The sequence below is a fragment of the Micromonospora sp. NPDC048930 genome (genome assembly GCF_043197935.1).
Classification (GTDB): Bacteria; Actinomycetota; Actinomycetes; order Mycobacteriales; family Micromonosporaceae; genus Micromonospora.
Map to the genome: position 1 here is coordinate 605,148 of NZ_JBICUB010000001.1, position 15,507 is coordinate 620,654.

The 15,507-nt window shown below is 76.2% G+C and carries 9 protein-coding genes; 4 read left to right on the plus strand and 5 right to left on the minus strand.

The window, feature by feature from the left end:
- The first annotated feature begins 108 nt into the window (after window positions 1-108).
- Complete coding sequence (locus ACGFI9_RS02755; protein ID WP_393174149.1) at window positions 109-1,074, plus strand: ATP-binding cassette domain-containing protein; 966 nt, start codon at window positions 109-111, stop codon at window positions 1,072-1,074.
- On the plus strand, window positions 1,071-1,892 hold the full coding sequence (locus ACGFI9_RS02760) for an ABC transporter permease (protein ID WP_393174151.1): 822 nt from the start codon (window positions 1,071-1,073) through the stop codon (window positions 1,890-1,892). Before ACGFI9_RS02755 ends, ACGFI9_RS02760 begins: the two co-directional genes overlap by 4 nt.
- Here the strand turns inward: ACGFI9_RS02760 and ACGFI9_RS02765 are convergent.
- Both ACGFI9_RS02765 and ACGFI9_RS02770 read right to left on the minus strand, forming a co-directional pair.
- Window positions 1,874-5,152, minus strand: coding sequence for a BTAD domain-containing putative transcriptional regulator (locus tag ACGFI9_RS02765; RefSeq protein WP_393174153.1), 3,279 nt, complete (start codon window positions 5,150-5,152; stop codon window positions 1,874-1,876). The two genes, ACGFI9_RS02760 and ACGFI9_RS02765, sit on opposite strands and share 19 nt — an antisense overlap.
- Before the next feature lie 70 nt (window positions 5,153-5,222).
- On the minus strand, window positions 5,223-6,704 hold the full coding sequence (locus tag ACGFI9_RS02770; RefSeq protein ID WP_393174155.1) for a SagB family peptide dehydrogenase: 1,482 nt from the start codon (window positions 6,702-6,704) through the stop codon (window positions 5,223-5,225).
- Between the two features lie 385 nt (window positions 6,705-7,089).
- Here ACGFI9_RS02770 and ACGFI9_RS02775 point away from each other — a divergent pair, with 385 nt between their 5' ends.
- Window positions 7,090-11,064, plus strand: coding sequence for an amino acid adenylation domain-containing protein (locus tag ACGFI9_RS02775; protein WP_393174157.1), 3,975 nt, complete (start codon window positions 7,090-7,092; stop codon window positions 11,062-11,064).
- A gap of 168 nt (window positions 11,065-11,232) precedes the next feature.
- A complete protein-coding gene (locus ACGFI9_RS02780; RefSeq protein WP_393174159.1) occupies window positions 11,233-11,637 on the plus strand; it encodes a hypothetical protein in 405 nt (134 codons plus the stop codon).
- Between the two features lie 75 nt (window positions 11,638-11,712).
- On the opposite strand, the gene ACGFI9_RS02785 is transcribed toward ACGFI9_RS02780, so the two are convergent.
- The 3 genes from ACGFI9_RS02785 to ACGFI9_RS02795 are packed head-to-tail and all read right to left on the minus strand — an operon-like array spanning window position 11,713 to window position 15,506.
- A complete protein-coding gene (locus ACGFI9_RS02785) occupies window positions 11,713-12,276 on the minus strand; it encodes a flavin reductase family protein (protein ID WP_393174161.1) in 564 nt (187 codons plus the stop codon).
- 10 nt (window positions 12,277-12,286) lie between these two features.
- The gene (locus tag ACGFI9_RS02790; RefSeq protein ID WP_393174163.1) at window positions 12,287-13,096 is read right to left on the minus strand and encodes a thioesterase II family protein; all 810 of its coding nucleotides are present in this window, start codon (window positions 13,094-13,096) and stop codon (window positions 12,287-12,289) included.
- 4 nt (window positions 13,097-13,100) lie between these two features.
- Entirely contained in the window at window positions 13,101-15,506 is a 2,406-nt protein-coding gene (locus ACGFI9_RS02795; RefSeq protein ID WP_393175211.1) for a beta-ketoacyl synthase N-terminal-like domain-containing protein, read from the minus strand.
- Between the last annotated feature and the right edge of the window lies 1 nt (window position 15,507).

The following is a 15,507-nucleotide window of genomic DNA, read 5'->3' on the forward strand; positions in this document are numbered from 1 at the left end:
CCGAGGTCGGCCACGGCCCCGTGCCACGTCCGGGGCACGCCGTCGCGTGACGCCGGGTGACAGCGATCTGTGCGGGCTCTGCCAGCGGCCGCTGCCAGCATCGACGGCATGCGGTACGGATTCCAGGCCGAGGCCCTCGTCAAGCGTTTCGGCACGAACACAGCGCTCAGCGGCGTCGACTTCGCGGCCCGCCAGGGCACGGTCCTGAGCGTGCTGGGGCCCAACGGCGCGGGCAAGACCACGGCGGTACGGATCCTCGCCACCCTGCTGCGCCCGGACTCGGGCACCGCGACGGTGGGCGGGGTGGACGTGGTGCGCCAGCCGGCCCGGGTGCGCCGACTGATCGGCATCGCCGGGCAGGACACCTCGGTCGACGAGGACCTGACCGGCGCGGAGAACCTGGTGCTCATCGGCCAGCTGCTCGACCTGCGCAAGGCCGAGGCGACCGCCCGGGCCACGGAGCTGCTGGAGCGGTTCGAGCTGACCGAGGCGGCGGGCCGCCGGGTCGGCACCTACTCCGGGGGCATGCGGCGCCGGCTCGACCTGGCCGCCAGCATGATCGGTCGGCCCGCGGTGATCTTCCTCGACGAGCCGACGACCGGGCTCGACCCGGCCAAGCGGGAAGAGGTCTGGCGGATGATCCGGACGATGGCCGGCGACGGCACCACCGTCCTGCTCACCACGCAGTACCTGGAGGAGGCGGACACCCTCTCCGACGACATCGTGGTCCTCGACCGGGGCAAGGTCATCGCCAACGGCAGCCCGGACGAGCTGAAGCAGGTCGTCGGCGGGCAGACCATCCAGCTGCGCGCGGCGGACCCGGCCCAGGTGAGCGAGGCCGCGGCCATCCTGAGCAGCGTCGCGGGGCACGTGCCCGAGCAGGTCGGCCCCGGGGTGCTCACCGTGCCGGTGGTCGGCGACACGGCGTTCACCGAGGTGGTCCGCCAGCTCGCCGCCGCGAACATCGCGGTGACCGAGCTGTCCCTGCGGCTGCCCAGCCTGGACGAGGTGTTCTTCACCCTCACCGGCCGGCACACCGCCGAGCCCGAGCGCGAACAGGAGGTGGCGGCGTGACCGCGACCAGTGTCCCCAGCCAGTCCACCGGCACGGTGACCGAGCCGGTCAAGCGCCCGTACGGGCTGCTGCGGCACAGCCTCGCGCTGGCCCGGCGGAGCCTGATCAAGGTGCGCCGCACCCCGGAGGGTCTCGCCCACGCGGTGCTCATCCCGGTGATCTTCCTGGTGATGTTCGTCTACCTGTTCGGCGGTGCGGTCTCCGGCAACACCCAGGAGTACCTCCAGTTCATCTTCCCCGCCGCGCTGGTGATGACGGTGATCATCTCCGGCATCATGATCACGGGCGTGAGCCTGAACGCGGACATCCGCACCGGGGTCTTCGAACGGTTCCGCAGCCTGCCCATCGGCCGATCGGCGCCGCTGATCGGCTCGGTCCTCGGGGACCTGATCCGGTACGTGATCTCGCTGGTCACCGTGTTCGCGTTCGGCTACCTGCTCGGCTTCCGGGTGGAGACCGGCTTCCTCCAGGCGCTCGCCGCCGGCGCCCTGACCGTCTTCTTCGGCTTCTGCCTGAGCTGGGGTTACGTGCTGGCCGGCGTGGTGTCCCGGGACGCCGCCGGGGTGCAGGGCATCGTCACGCTGACCATGTTCCCCCTCGCGTTCGGCACCAACATGGTCGCACCCACCGACACCCTGCCCGGCTGGCTCCAGGCCTGGGTGAAGATCAACCCGGCCAGTCACGCCATGGAGGCGTGCCGGGGCCTGCTGCTCGGCGGGCCGGTGGCCGGGCCGGTGATGCGGACCCTGCTCTGGTCGCTCGGGCTGCTCGCGTTCTTCATGCCCCTCGCGGTACGCGCCTACCGACGGCGTACCTGAGCGTCGATGAGGGCGAGGGCATCGGCCCGGTCGCGGGCCCGCCCTCGCTCGACGGCGGCGCTGTGGGCGTCCCCGCCCAGCACCTCGGCGAGCCGGCGACCCAGCTCGGTCGCGTCCGGGTGGAACGAGTCCGGGCCGCGGTGCAGGGCGCTGGCCGCCCCGAGCAGCTCGGCGGCCAACTCCGCCTCGCCGCACGCCAGGCACGCCGCCGCCGCGGCCACCCCGATCTCCGCCAGCACCGGCACGTAGCCCGGCTCGGCGGCCAGCGCGAACGCGGCGGCGAGATGCTCCCGGGCAGCCTCCTGGTCGCCCTTGGCCACCGCCAGCTGCGCCGAGGCGCACCGGTGCATGGCCCGGTACAGCGCCGCGTCGAAGGTGATGCGCTCCAGGTCCGCGCGGGCCCGCTCGTACGCCCGGGCCGCCTCGTCCAGCGCGCCGTCGTAGCGGGCGAGGTGGCCCAGCCAGAGGTGGGCCAGCACCAGGTAGCGGGCGGCGACCGGCCGGGCGGCCGGGGCGACCAGCGTGCGCAGCTCGTCCCTGGCCCGGGACAGGTCGCCGTGCCAGATCAGCGCGACGGCGAGCAGCACGCGCTGCAACGCGGCGTCGGCCGCCGGGTCCAGCGTGTGCAGCAGGTCCCCGGCCTCCTCGGCGGACGCCATCGCCACCGGGAAGTCACCGAGCACGAGGTGGACGTGCGCCTCGAAGGTGAGCGCCATGGCCAGCCCCCAGCGGTCCCCGGTCTCGCGGAACGCGGCCGCCGCCTGCGCCAGGTCGGCCCGCATCGCGTCGGTGTCGCCGTCCTGGCCGTGCAGCAGGGCGGCCATCAGCAGGAGCATGCCGCGCGCCCACGGGTCCGGGTGGCCGCGGAGCCGGGCGATGGCCGCCAGGCCGGCGGCCGCGTCCTCGCGGAGGAAGGCCAGCGCCGGGTCGAGCAGGGCGGCGACCGGGTGGTCGTCCGGCCCACCGCGGCCGGGCAGGCGGGCCAGCAGCGCCTCGATCGGCAGGTCCCCGCCGACCCGGCCGCCGGAGAGCACGGTGTTGAACAGGTAGGCCGCGGTGGCCGCCCGGCGGGCCGCCGGCGGCGCGTCGCCGGGCAGTTCGAGCACCGCGCGCAGCCAGGCGGCCGCCTCGGCATGGTTGCCCTGCACCGTCCAGAGCGGACTGACCGCGGCGGCCAGCCGCACCGCGACCGCCGCGTCGCCGGTGTCGCAGGCGAAGTGGAACGCGGCGAGCAGGTTCTCCCGCTCCGCGGCCAGCCGGGGTAGCCAGGCGACCTGCTCCGGCCCGCGCAGCCGGGGCTCCGCCCGCTCGGACAGCTCGAGGAAGTATTCGGCGTGCGCCCGCCGGGCGGCGCCCACCTCGTCCTCCTCGGCCAGCCGTTCCAGGCCGTACTCCCGGATGGTCTCCAGCATCCGGTAGCGCGGCCGCGGGCCGTCCAGCCGTTGCAGCAGCGACTTGTCCACCAGCGCGGCGAGCAGGTCCAGCGCGCCGGGCGCGATCGCCGGGGACAGCTCGCAGAGCCGGGCCGCGCTCTCCGGGGTGACCGCGCCGGGGAAGACGGCCAGCCGCTGCGCCAGCCGGCGCTCGTCGGGCTCCAGGAGGTCCCAGCTCCAGGCCACCACGGCGCGCAGCGTGCGGTGCCGGGGCATGGCCGTCCGGCTGCCCCCGGTGAGCAGGCGGAACCGGTCGGAGAGCCGGGCGGCCAGCTCCTCTACCGGCAGCGTCCGGGTCCGGGCGGCGGCCAGCTCGATGGCGAGCGGCAGGCCGTCCAGCCGCCGGCAGACCTCGACCACCGCGGCGACGTTGGCGTGGGTGACCGCGAAGCCGGGCCGGACCGCGGCCGCCCGGTTGACGAACAACTGCACCGCCGGGGACTCGGCGGCCTCGGCGACGGTGGCCGCCGGGGCGGGCAGGGCGAGCGGCGGCACCGGGCAGAGCGCCTCGCCGACGATGCCCAGCGGCTCCCGGCTGGTGGCCACGACCCGCAGCCCCGGGCAGCGGCCGAGCAGCTCGTCGACCAGCTGGGCGGCGGCGTCCACCAGGTGCTCGCAGTTGTCCAGCACCAGCAGCGCCGGCGCGACCGAGAACGCCTCGACCAGCTGGTCGAGCAGGTCCCGGGGGGCCGGGCCGTCCAGCAGGCCGGCCTCGCGCAGGCCGAGGGCCCGCACCACCACCTGCGGTACGTCGTCCGGGTCGGTGACCGCCGCCAGCTCCACCAGCCAGGTGCCGCCGGGGTGGGCGTCGGCCAGCGAACCGGCCAGGGTGGTGGCGAGCCGGGTCTTGCCGGCGCCGCCCGGGCCGACCAGGGTCACCAGCCGGCCGTCCCGGAGCTGGTCGGCGAGGCGCCGCAGCTCGTCGGACCGGCCGACAAAGGTGGTCAGCGGGGCCCGCAGGTTGCCGGGCCGGGCGGCCGCGCCCGGGGGCTCGGGCGCGGCGGCGGGCGGCGGACCGGCCGGCGCCGGGGCAGCAGCCTCCGGCACCCCGGCCGGCGGGGCCACGGCGAGCGGCACGACGGCCGGGGTCAGCGCGGGGTCGCGGCGGAGCATGGCCACGTGCAGGTCGCGTACCCGGGGGGACGGGTCGACGCCGAGCTCCTCGGCGAGCCGGGCCCGGAAGTCCTCGTAGGAGCGCAGCGCCTCGGCCTGCCGGCCGGTGGCGTAGAGGGCGTGCATCAGCAGGGCGCGGGTGCGCTCCCGCAGCGGATGCCGGGCGGCCAACTCCTCCAGCTCCGCGACGAGCTGGTCGGCCCGACCGGAGACCAGGTCGGCCTCGGCCCGGTCCTCCAGCGCGGAGAGCCGCAGCTCCTCCAGCCGGGCGGCGGCAGCGGCGGCGTAGCGGGTGTCGGTGGCGTCGGCGAGGGCGGGGCCGCGCCACAGCGACAGCGCCTCGGCCAGGCGGGTGGTCGCGGTGGCCGGGTCGCCGGCGCGCAGCGCCCGCTGACCCTCCCGGGCCAGCCGCTCGAACCGGTACGCGTCCACCGCCTCCCGGGGCAGCTCCAGCCGGTAGCCACCGTGCGCCGAGTGCAGGGCGGAGGTGACCGGCAGCGCCCGGCGCAGCCGGGACACCAGCGACTGGACGGCGTTCGTCGGGTCGGTCGGGGCGGTGTCCGCCCAGAGCGCGTCGGTCAGCGCCTCGACGGTCACCGTGCGGCCGACCTCGAGGGCGAGCAGGATCAACAGCCGGCGCAGCCGGGCGCCGCCGATCTCGACCTGCCGGCCGTCGGCGGCCACGGTGAGCGGCCCGAGGATGCCAACCTGCATGCGCCCCATCATGTCACCGGGTACCGACGCGGTGACGAACCGTCGGTGTCGTGGCGGGGCGCCGGCCGGCTCAGCCCGGCGTGGCCGGGTTGGACACCCGGCCGACCAGGTAGGTGTAGAGGACGGCGGAGTTCACCCCGTCGAGGCCGAGCGCGGCGTGCAGCGCGTCGTCGTAGAAGCCGCAGAGCCCGACGCTGGACAGCCCCAGCCCGGTGGAGACCAGGGAGAGGTTCTGCGCCAGGTGCCCGCCCTCCAGCAGCACCAGCCGGTAGGAGCGCAGGCCGTAGTGCAGCCGCTGGTAGGTCAGGTCGGCGACCAGGAAGAGCCAGAGTGGACAACCGGCCGCGTCGATCTTGCCGCCGGCCTTGGTGGCGGGCAGCCGGGGATCGGTCGCCGGCACCGCCGGGATGAGCTCGCCGGTCAGGTCCCGGGCGTCGAGCGGGAGCAGCGCGTGCCCGTCCGGGTCGTGCAGGTAGAGCCCGCGCGGCACGCCCTGGACGTCGTGGCAGTAGGCCAGCAGCCGCAGCGGGTAGCGGCTGCCGCCGCTCGGGTGGGGCCGGACCCGCAGCGGCGCGTCCGCGCCGCCCATGGTCTTCTCCCCGGTGACCGCGGCGGAGTGGTAGAGCAGCCGGCCCAGGTCCTCGACGGTGAGCGGGCCGGCGTACGTGCCGTACGCGCTGCGCCGGGCGAGCAGCACCTCGGCCAGCCCGGGCAGCTCCGCGCCCGGCCCGGCCAGCGGCAGCGGCGTGCCACGTACGGGCAGCGGCTGGCGGCCGTCGGTGCCGGCGCCGACCAGGTCGGGCATCTGGTCGAGGATGGTGGTGGGCGCGTACTTGGCCTCCTCGTGCAGCCGCCGGTCGAGGGCGTCGGGGCCGTCGGCGAAGAACGGGCCGCGGGGCGCGGTGCGGAGCACCGCGAGGGAGACCAGCCAGGTGGCCTGGGCGCGCTCGCCGGCGGTCAGCCCGATCCGTTCCTGGTGCCGCCCGACGAGCCGCCGCAGGACCGTCTCGGCTGCGGCGTCGAGCTGCCCGGCGCGCTCCAGGCGGCGCAGCTCGGCGAGGGTGTCGACGAGGTGCCGGCGCCACTCCCCCAGCCCGGTCCCGGGGGCCTGGGCCTCCTCCCGGGTCCGCCGGTACCAGCTCGTCCACTCGGCCTCGTTGCGCAGGAAGGCCGCCTCCGCGGCGACCCGTCCCTCGGTGGCCGGTCCGGCCTCGTCGTCCGGCACCCTGCGAGAACTCCAGCTCGGCGCGTCCGACGCCGCGCCGTGACCTGGAGCCGTCGTACCCTCGCCCGGGTCGGCGGGCGCGGCGTCGCCGCGCAGCCAGGCCAGCGACGGCGCCCAGTCCAGTCCGGTGGCGACCACCGCGGCCAGCAGCAGGCCGGCGGCGGCCCGCAGCCGGGTCGGCGCGGATCGGGCGTCCGCCCAGACGGCCTGCTCCAGCGCGGGCGCGGCGGCCAGGTGCCGGGCGACGACGTCGGCCGCCCCGGGGGCGCCCGGGCCGGGGGCGGTCGGAGCGGTCTCCGGTGGCGCGGCGGAGGCGGTGAGAGTCATCGGCGTACGCTCCCTCGGCGATCGGGCGGTGAGCGCACGATAGGCAGCCCGGGAAGCCGGTCACAAGCGCCGAATCTGGGCAATCTGGGAGGTGATCCGGCGGCGTCCCGGGTGGACAATCCGCCGGCCTCGGCGCCCGCCGTGGGACACGACGCCGCCCGCCCGGCCGCCGACCGTCGCCGGGGTCGTGGCCGGCGGTGCCGGCGCGCTGCGGGAACAGCAATCTGCGCGAAGACAGTACGCCCCGACAGGCGCACCCTCTAGGCGGATCCGGCCCGGCCCCGGGGCCCGCCAATCGCCGCCGACCAGGCCAGATCCCCCGGCCACGCGGGCCGGTAAGCACCCGGAGAACCCCTACCGACACCCGTACCCGCCGGAGGCCCCAGTGACGACGGACCCCGAGTCGCGGCGCACCTTCCCGCTGACCGACCTCCAGGCCGGCTACCTCGTCGGCAGCAGCCCGCTGATCGAGCTCGGCGGCTTCCGGCCCACCATGTACGTCGAGCTGGACGTGGTCGACTTCGACCCGGACCGGGCCCGGGCGGCGGTCGACCGGCTGATCGACCGGCACGAGCACCTGCGCACGGTGATCCTGGCCGACGGTGGCCAACGGGTGCTGCCCGACGCCCGGGTGACCCCGTTCCCGCTGGCGGTGACCGACCTGACCGGGCTGCCGCCGGCCGGGCGGGAGGCCGCGCTGCGCGCCGTCCGGGAGCGGATCGCCGAGCAGGGGGTCGACCCGACCGGGTGGCCGCTGTTCGAGGTGGTCGCCCAGCGGCTGCGCCGGCACCGGTGGCGGCTGCACCTGGCGATGAGCCTGCTGCTGCTCGACTCCGCCAGCACCCGGCACCTGCTCGGCGAGTGGTGGCAGCTCTACCAGGATCCGGGGATCGCGCTGCCGCCGGTGGCCCGGACCTTCGCCGAGAGCGTCCGGGACCTGGTGGCCTGGCAGGACAGCGAGCCGTACCGGGAGCACTGGCGGTACTGGGAGCGGCGGCTGGACAGCCTGCCGGACGCGCCGCAGCTGCCGCTGGCCCGCCCGCTGGCCGGCATCGACCCGGTCCGCCTGGTCCGCCGCGTCTGCCACCTGAGCGGGGCGGAGTGGGACCGGCTCTGCGCCGCCGCGCGAAAGCAGCGGGTGCTGCCCCCGACCGCGCTGCTCCAGGCCTTCGCCGAGGTGCTCGGCGGCTGGGCCGGCCGGCCCCGGTTCTGCCTCAACGTGCTGCACCAGAACCTGCCCACCCTGCACCCGGAACTGTCCGGGGTGGTCGGCCAGCTCAGCGCCACCCTGCCGCTCGAGGTGGACCTCGCCGCGGGTGAGGACTTTTGGGAGCGGGCGCGGCAGGTGCAGCGCCAGCTCTGGCGGGACATGGCGCACAGCGACGTCACCGCGGTCCGGGTCACCCGGGAGCTGGCCGCCCGGCGCGGCTGGACCAGCCGGGCGGCCCTGCCGTACGTGTTCAACAGCATGCTCGCGCCGCGCCGGCCGGCCGGCGCCGCGCCCGGGCGGCCGGTCTGCCGGCAGGTCGACAGCCACCTGCGGACCCCGCAGGTGCTGGTCGACAACCAGCTCCAGGACGCCCCGGACGGGGGTGTGGACTGCATCTGGGACGTGGTGGACGACGCCTTCCCGGCCGGGCTGCCGGAGGCGGCGTTCGCGGCGTACGAGCGGCTGGTGCGGGCGCTCGGCGAGGCCGGTGCGCCGCCCGAGCCGGTGCCGCCGGCCCACCGGGCGGTGGTGGCCCGGGACAACGCACCCGCCGGGCCGCCGCCGGCCGGACGGCTGGAGGACGGCTTCCTGCGCCGGGCCGCCGAGCGGCCGGACCACCCGGCCGTGGTCACCGACCACCGGACGCTGACCTACCGGGAGCTGGCCGACGCCTCGGCCGCCGTGGCCACCGCGCTGCGCCGGCACGAGGTCGGGCCGGGCGACCTGGTGCCGGTGGTGATGGCCAAGGGCTGGGAGCAGGTGGCCGCGGTCCTCGGGGTGCTGCGCGCCGGCGCCGCGTACTGCCCGGTCGATGTCGCCCTGCCGGCCGAGCGGATCGGCCACCTGCTGGACGAGTGCGCGGCCCGGGTGGCGCTCGTCCAGTCGCACCGGCCGGCCGACCTGGCCGGCCGGGACGTGCCGGCGATCCAGGTGGACCGCCTGCCGCCGTCCACGGACCCGGTCGCGCCGGCCGGCACGGCGGGCGACCTGGCGTACGTCATCTACACGTCCGGCTCCACCGGGCGGCCCAAGGGGGTCGCGCTGGCGCACCGAGCCGCCCTCAACACGGTGCTGGACGTCAACCAGCGGTTCGGGCTGGGCCCCGACGACCGGGTGTTCGGCATCTCCTCGCTCAGCTTCGACCTCTCCGTCTGGGACGTGTTCGGCACCCTGGCCGCCGGCGCGACCCTGGTGCTGCCCGCCGGCGGGAGCCGACCCGACCCGCTCGGCTGGGCGGACACGGCGACCCGGCACGGGGCGACCGTCTGGAACTCGGTGCCGGCGCTCGCCCAGATGCTGGACGAGGTGGTCGCCACCCGGCCGGCCGCCGACCGGCCGCCGATCCGGGCGTTCCTGCTCAGCGGGGACTGGGTGCCGACCACCCTGCCCGACCGGCTCCGGGCCACCTGGCCGGGCACCCGGGTCACCGCGCTGGGCGGCGCGACCGAGGCGGCGATCTGGTCCAACAGCTACGAGATCGGCACGGTCGACCCGGCCTGGCGGAGCATCCCGTACGGCCGGCCGCTGCCGAACCAGACCATGCGGGTGCTCGACGACCGGCTCCGGCTGCGTCCACCGTGGGCGGTCGGCGGCATCTACATCGGCGGCGTCGGGCTCGCCGAGGGCTACTGGCGGGACCCCGAGCGCACCGCCGAGCGGTTCGTCACCGACCCGGCCACCGGGGCGCGGCTCTACCGCACCGGCGACCTGGGACGGTACTGGCCCGACGGCACCATCGAGTTCCTCGGCCGGGAGGACCGGCAGGTCAAGGTGCAGGGGTTCCGGGTGGAGCCGGGCGAGATCGAGGCCGTCGCCCGGGCCCACCCGCAGGTACGCGACTGCGCGGTCACCACCCAGCAGGTGCCGGGCGGGCAGCGGCGGCTGGTCGCCGTCGTGGTGCCCGACGATCCCGCGCCGGACCCGGCGACGCTCGCCGCATACCTGCGGGAACGGCTGCCCGCGTACCTGGTGCCGGCGCGGATCCACCTGCTGGACCGGCTGCCGCTCAGCGGCAACGGCAAGGTCGACCTGGACCGGGCCCTCGCGGCCGCCGAGGCCGCCGCACGCGACGACGCGCCGGGCACCCCGGACGACGCCGGCTGCCCCAGCCCCGTGGAGGAGCAGATCTGCCGGATCTGGGCGGAGCTGCTGGAGGTGCCGGCGGTCCGGCCGGACGACGACTTCTTCGCCCTCGGCGGCAACTCGCTGCTCGCCCTGCGGCTGGTGCAGCGGCTCCGCGCCGACCTCGGCACGGAGGTGCCGTTCGGGCAGATCTTCGACGCCCCCACGGTACGCGGGCTGGCCGCCCGGCTGGCCGCCGGCGACGGCACCGTCCGGTGTGTCGTACCGCTGGCCGACGGCACCGGCCAGCCGCTGTTCCTGTGCCACCCGGTCGGCGGCTCGGTGGCCCGCTACGCCGACCTGGCCCGCGCCTGGGCCGGCCCGGTGTACGGCTTCCAGAGCCGGGCCCTCGCCGGCGACGACGCGGCCGGCACGCCCAGCCTGGCCGACATGGCCGCCGGGTACCGGACCGAGCTGCGCCGGCTGGCGCCGCACGGGCCGTACCTGCTCGCCGGCTGGTCGATGGGGGGCGTGCTGGCCCACGAGCTGGCCGCCCAGCTGCGCGACGAGGGCGAGGCGGCCCGGGTGGTCCTGGTCGACAGCGACATCCGGACCCTGCGGCTGCCGGCCGACGAGCGGGAGCGGCACGTCGAGTTCCTCGCCGACCTGGCCGGCGGCCGGCTGCCGGAGCCGGTGGCCACCGCGCTGGCCACCGCCCCCGAGGCCGGGCTGGCGGGGGCGGCGCAGGCCGCGGCCCGGGCGGCCGGCCTGCTCCCCGCCGAGCTGGACGAGGCCGGGTACCGCCGGCTGGTGCGGGTGCACGGGGACAACCTGGCCGCGCTGGCCGCCCACCGGCCCGCCCCGGGCGTGGCGCCCGTGCTGCTGGTGGTGGCCGACCGGGTGGACCGTCCGGACCCGGTGCCCGCCTGGCGGGCGGTCTGCCCGGAGCTGACGGTGGAACGCTGGCCGGAGGACCACCACTCGATCGTGTCCGCCGCCTCCTCGGCCCGGCTGGCCGAGCGCATCGCCCGCTTCGCCGCCGACACGGAACCGGCCGACACACCGGACGCGCTCGGCGTATCGTCCTGAAATTCGGGGCGGCCCGGAACAATGGCGCCCGATGCCCACATCGAAAACTCCGGAAAGCTCAAATCGAGCTCAAGAAGAGCTTCCGAATCGTTGCGGCCGTCAATATCACCCCTAGCATTCCAGGCACCCGGCCGCCGTGCGGCGGCTCAATGCGAGAGGTGAACGTCAATGTCAAGAAGCTGGCCCATTCGGGTCGCAGCCCTGCTGACCGCACCCGCTCTCGTGGTGCTGGGCACCAGCACTCCCGCATTCGCCGGTGACACGTGGGTCTCGCTGGTGAACAGCACGACCGTGGTCGCCAGCATGCAGCACGTCGACGACGGCGACTATTTTCGGGTCTACGACAAATTGGCCGACGGCCACGGCGCGAAGGGGTACCTGTACGTGTACACCTCCCCCACCGACAAGTCGCTGATCGCGACCAAGTACAACGGCAATGGGGCGGGCAGCTACACATCGTTCCAATACAATGTGGTGGAACTACTCACCTACGCGATGAAGGTGTGTTCGGTGGACGGCGCGGACGACCCCACGCCGGGGCCCTGCTCGCCCATCCGGAATTTCACCGAGTAAGGGACGGTTGCCCGGCCCGCCCGACCGACTCCCTCGGGTCGATGGCAGCGGCGGGCCGGGAATCCGGAGCGGCGGTCAGGACCAGTCGAAGGCCTGGGCGTCGGAGGAGAGGTAGCTGCCGTCGACCAGGTCCGCCCAGGTGGCGTAGCGGCGCAGGCCGTAGAGCAGGGGCCGCTGCGGGCGCAGCCGGGTGACCGCCCGGACCCGGCCCATCACCACGGCGTGGTCACCGACCACGCTGTCGTCGACCACCTCGCAGTCGGCGATGGTGTGCGCGGCGTCCAGCAGGTGCGGGCCGCCGGCCGCCGCGCCGGCAGTCCACCGGACCCGCTCGAAGCGGTCAGCCGCCCCGGAGGCGAACAGCTCGGCGAAGACCCGGGCCTGGTCGTGCAGCAGGTTCACCGCGAAGGAGCGGCTGGCCGCGATCGCCTCCAGGGTGGGGCTGCCGCAGCGCAGGCAGACCAGCAGGATCGGCGGGTCGAGCGAGACGCTGCACAGCGAGGTGCAGGTCATCCCCCACGGCCGGCCGTCGGTGTGCAGCGCGGTGGTCACCGTGACGCCGGACGGGAAGCTGGCCATCAGGGGTCGCATGTCGACCGGTGCGGTCTCGGCCGGAACGAGCTGGTCCTTGGTGTTCATCGTGCGCTCCTCACACCGGGGGTGACACGGCTCCGGCGGCCACCACGCCGGGCGTGGGCCGGGGCCGGGAGGTGGACCGGGTCGCGGCGCGGACCTCCGCCACCAGCGCGGCGGTGAAGGACCCGAACGCGGCACCGAGGAAGTGGAAGTGCCCGCCAGGGAAGAGTAGCCGCCGGAACGGCCCGGTGGTCTCCCCCGCCCAGGCCGCGATCGAGGCCGGCGGCGCCCAGTCGTCCTCGGTGCCCCCGAAGGCGGTCATCGGCACGGTCAGCGGCGGGCGGGCGGGTGGCGGGGCGTACCCGGCCAGCGCGCCGAGGTCGGCGCGGACCAGCCGGAGCAGTTGGGCCCGGAACTCGGGCACCTCGTGGATCCGGTCCGGCATGCCGCCAAGCGCGAACAGGTGGCGCAGCATCTCCTCGTCGGAGACGTCGTACGGCAGGGTGGCCTTCGGGCCGCGGTAGCCGGCGGCGGGGCGGCCGGAGACGCCGAGCCAGACGAGTTCGACCCCGTGGGCGCCGAGCGCGCGGGCGGTCTCCGCCGCGACCACCGCGCCCAGGCTGTGCCCGAACAGGGCCAGCGGCGCGTCGGCCCAGTCGAGCAGGTCCTCGACCACCCGGGCGACGATGGCGGGGATGTCCCGCAGCGGCTCGTCGCGGTGCCGGCGGCCCCGGCCGGGCAGGTCGGGCAGGAGCAGGTCCCACTCCTCCGGGATGCCCCGGCTGAGCGGGAAGTAGGCGCTGCCGGAGCCGCCGGCGTGGTGGAACGCCACCAGGCGCAGGTCGGGGTCGGGGACCGGCCGCGGTCGGAGGAACGCACTCATCGGGTCACTCCCGTCCCCCGGCCGCGACCGGGCGGCCGGTGATGTGGTCGGCGATCGTCGCCAGCAGCGCGGCCAGCGGGCGGTCGATGGGCAGGTCCTCGGGGGTGAGCGCGATCTGGAACCGTTCCTCGATCCGGGTCATGAACAGGGTGGAGACGAACGAGTCGCCGCCCGTCTCCAGGAAGGACCGGCTCGGGTCCAGCTCCTCCTCGGCGTGCAGCACGTCGCGCAGCTCGGTCATCAGGTACGCCTCGATGCCGGCGCGGTCGGTGGGCAGGGGGGCCAGGTCCCCGCCGCCGGTCTCCGCCGCCGCGCCGCCGGCCGCGCCGACCGGCTCGTCGACCCAGAACCGCCGGCGCCGGAAGGGATAGGTGGGCAGGTCCGGCAGGAACCGGGCGCCGGCCGGGCGCAGCTCGTCGAAGCGGACGTCGAGCCCGGCCGCGAAGAGCGCGGCGAGGGCGTCCAGCAGCAGGGCGGGGGCCGCCTCGGGGACGGCGGTGACCAGCGGCACGACCTGCGGCGTACCGTCCTCGCCGCGCCATTCCAGGCGGCCCGCCGCGGCCGGCCGGCCGGTGTCCCGCCGGGACCGGACCCGGACGCCGAGCCGGCCGAGCAGCGCCACCCAGCGGTCGGGCGCCTCACCGGCCGGGTCGGCCGGGACCAGCCGGGGCCAGCGGGCCCGGATCGCGTCCAGCGCCACCTCCAGGGCGGTGTGGTCGGGGGCGGCCCAGAACGTGACCGGGCGTAGCCGGCCGGCCGGGCCGGCCGGCTGCCGGACCGTCGCCGCCAGCCGGACGGCCAGCTCGTCGGCGGTGGCGCCGACCACCGCCACCCGGTGCCCGAGCGGGGCGCGGCCGGCGCGCAGGGTGTGGCAGAGCGACGGCAGGTCGGCCGGGTCGGTGGCGCGCAGCCGCGCCACCACGGCCCCGCCGAGGGTGGCCAGGGCCTGCGGGTCCCGGGCGGAGAGGGTGAGCAGCTCGGGCCCGTCCGGCGCGGCCGGCGCGGCCGCCTCCGCCGGCCGGTACGCCTCGAGCACCACGTGCGCGTTGGTGCCGCTCATCCCGAACGAGTTCACCCCGGCCACCCGACGCGGCAGCCGCGCCGGCCAGGGCGCGGTCCGCCGGGGCACGGTGAAGCCGAGCCGGTCCCAGGGGATGTGCTCGTTGAGCGGGCCGTCGGCCTCGTCGGCGGCGGCCGGGATCTCGCCGTGGTGCAGCATGAGCACGGTCTTGATCAGCCCCGCCACCCCGGAGGCGGCCTCCAGGTGGTTGAGCCGCGCCTTGACGCTGCCGATGCCGAGCGGGACGCCGCGTTCCCGGACCGCCGCGCCGAGGGCGGCGTCCAGGGCACCCACCTCGACCGGGTCGCCGAGCAGCGTGCCGGTGCCGTGCGCCTCCACCCAGCCGAGGTCGGCCGCACCCACCCCGGCGTCGGCGAGGGCCGCCTGCACCACCTCCTGCTGGGCGGGGCCGCTGGGCACGGTCAGCCCGGAGGCGGCCCCGTCGTGGTTGACCGCGCTGCCCCGGACCACGGCCAGGATCGGCCGGCCCTCCCGTTCCGCCTCGTCGAGGCGCATCAGCACCAGCACGCCGACGCCCTCGCCCCGGCCGTACCCGTCGGCCGAGGCCAGAAAGGACTTGGAGCGGCCCGCCGGGGAGAGTGCCCGGCTCTGGCACAGCGACACCATCAGGTTCGGCGACAGCAGCAGGTTGGAGCCGCAGACCAGCGCGTACCGGCACTCCCGGGCGCGCAGCGCGCGGACCGCCAGGTGCATCGCCACCAACGATGAGGAGCAGGCGGTGTCCACGCTGACCACCGGGCCGGCGAAGCCCATCACGTAGCTGATCCGGCCGGCGCCGAAGCAGAGCCCGCCGCCGGTGGCGTAGTACGGGTCCAGCGGCGTCTTGTCCTCCCGTACGGCCAGCCGCTCGCCGTACTCGGAGGCCATCATGCCGAGGTAGACGCCGACGTCGAGCCGGTCGGTGCGGCGGACGGCCATCCCGGCCCGTTCGAGGGCCTCCCAGGCGGTCTCCAGCAGCAGCCGCTGCTGCGGGTCGAGCAGCTCGGCCTCGCGCTGCGAGATGCCGAAGAAGTCCGCGTCGAAGTGGCCGATGTCGCTCAGGAAGGCGGCCCGGTCCACGTAGGAGCGTCCCGGTCGGACCGGCCCCGGCTGGTACGCGGCGCGCAGGCCGGGCCGGTCGTCGGGGATGCCGGTGACCGCGTGCGCGTCGCCGCGCAGGAAGTCCCAGAACTGCTCCGGTGTCCGCAGGTCGCCGGGGAAGCGGAGGCCGAGCCCGACGACGGCGAGCGGCGGTCGCTGCTCCCGCTCCAGCTCGCGGATCCGGGCCTGCTGCCGGCGGGAGAGCCGGAGCTGGTCCTCCACGAGTCGCCGCAGCTCGGTGGCGTCCATG

What these genes read in the sequence shown, in the direction of transcription:
- ACGFI9_RS02785 (WP_393174161.1), bottom strand. Translation starts at nt 12,276, where the DNA reads ATGAACACCAAGGACCAGCTCGTTCCGGCCGAGACCGCACCGGTCGAC.
- ACGFI9_RS02755 (WP_393174149.1), top strand. Translation starts at nt 109, where the DNA reads ATGCGGTACGGATTCCAGGCCGAGGCCCTCGTCAAGCGTTTCGGCACG.
- ACGFI9_RS02765 (WP_393174153.1), bottom strand. Translation starts at nt 5,152, where the DNA reads ATGCAGGTTGGCATCCTCGGGCCGCTCACCGTGGCCGCCGACGGCCGG.
- ACGFI9_RS02795 (WP_393175211.1), bottom strand. Translation starts at nt 15,506, where the DNA reads ATGGACGCCACCGAGCTGCGGCGACTCGTGGAGGACCAGCTCCGGCTC.
- ACGFI9_RS02790 (WP_393174163.1), bottom strand. Translation starts at nt 13,096, where the DNA reads ATGAGTGCGTTCCTCCGACCGCGGCCGGTCCCCGACCCCGACCTGCGC.
- ACGFI9_RS02780 (WP_393174159.1), top strand. Translation starts at nt 11,233, where the DNA reads ATGTCAAGAAGCTGGCCCATTCGGGTCGCAGCCCTGCTGACCGCACCC.
- ACGFI9_RS02770 (WP_393174155.1), bottom strand. Translation starts at nt 6,704, where the DNA reads ATGACTCTCACCGCCTCCGCCGCGCCACCGGAGACCGCTCCGACCGCC.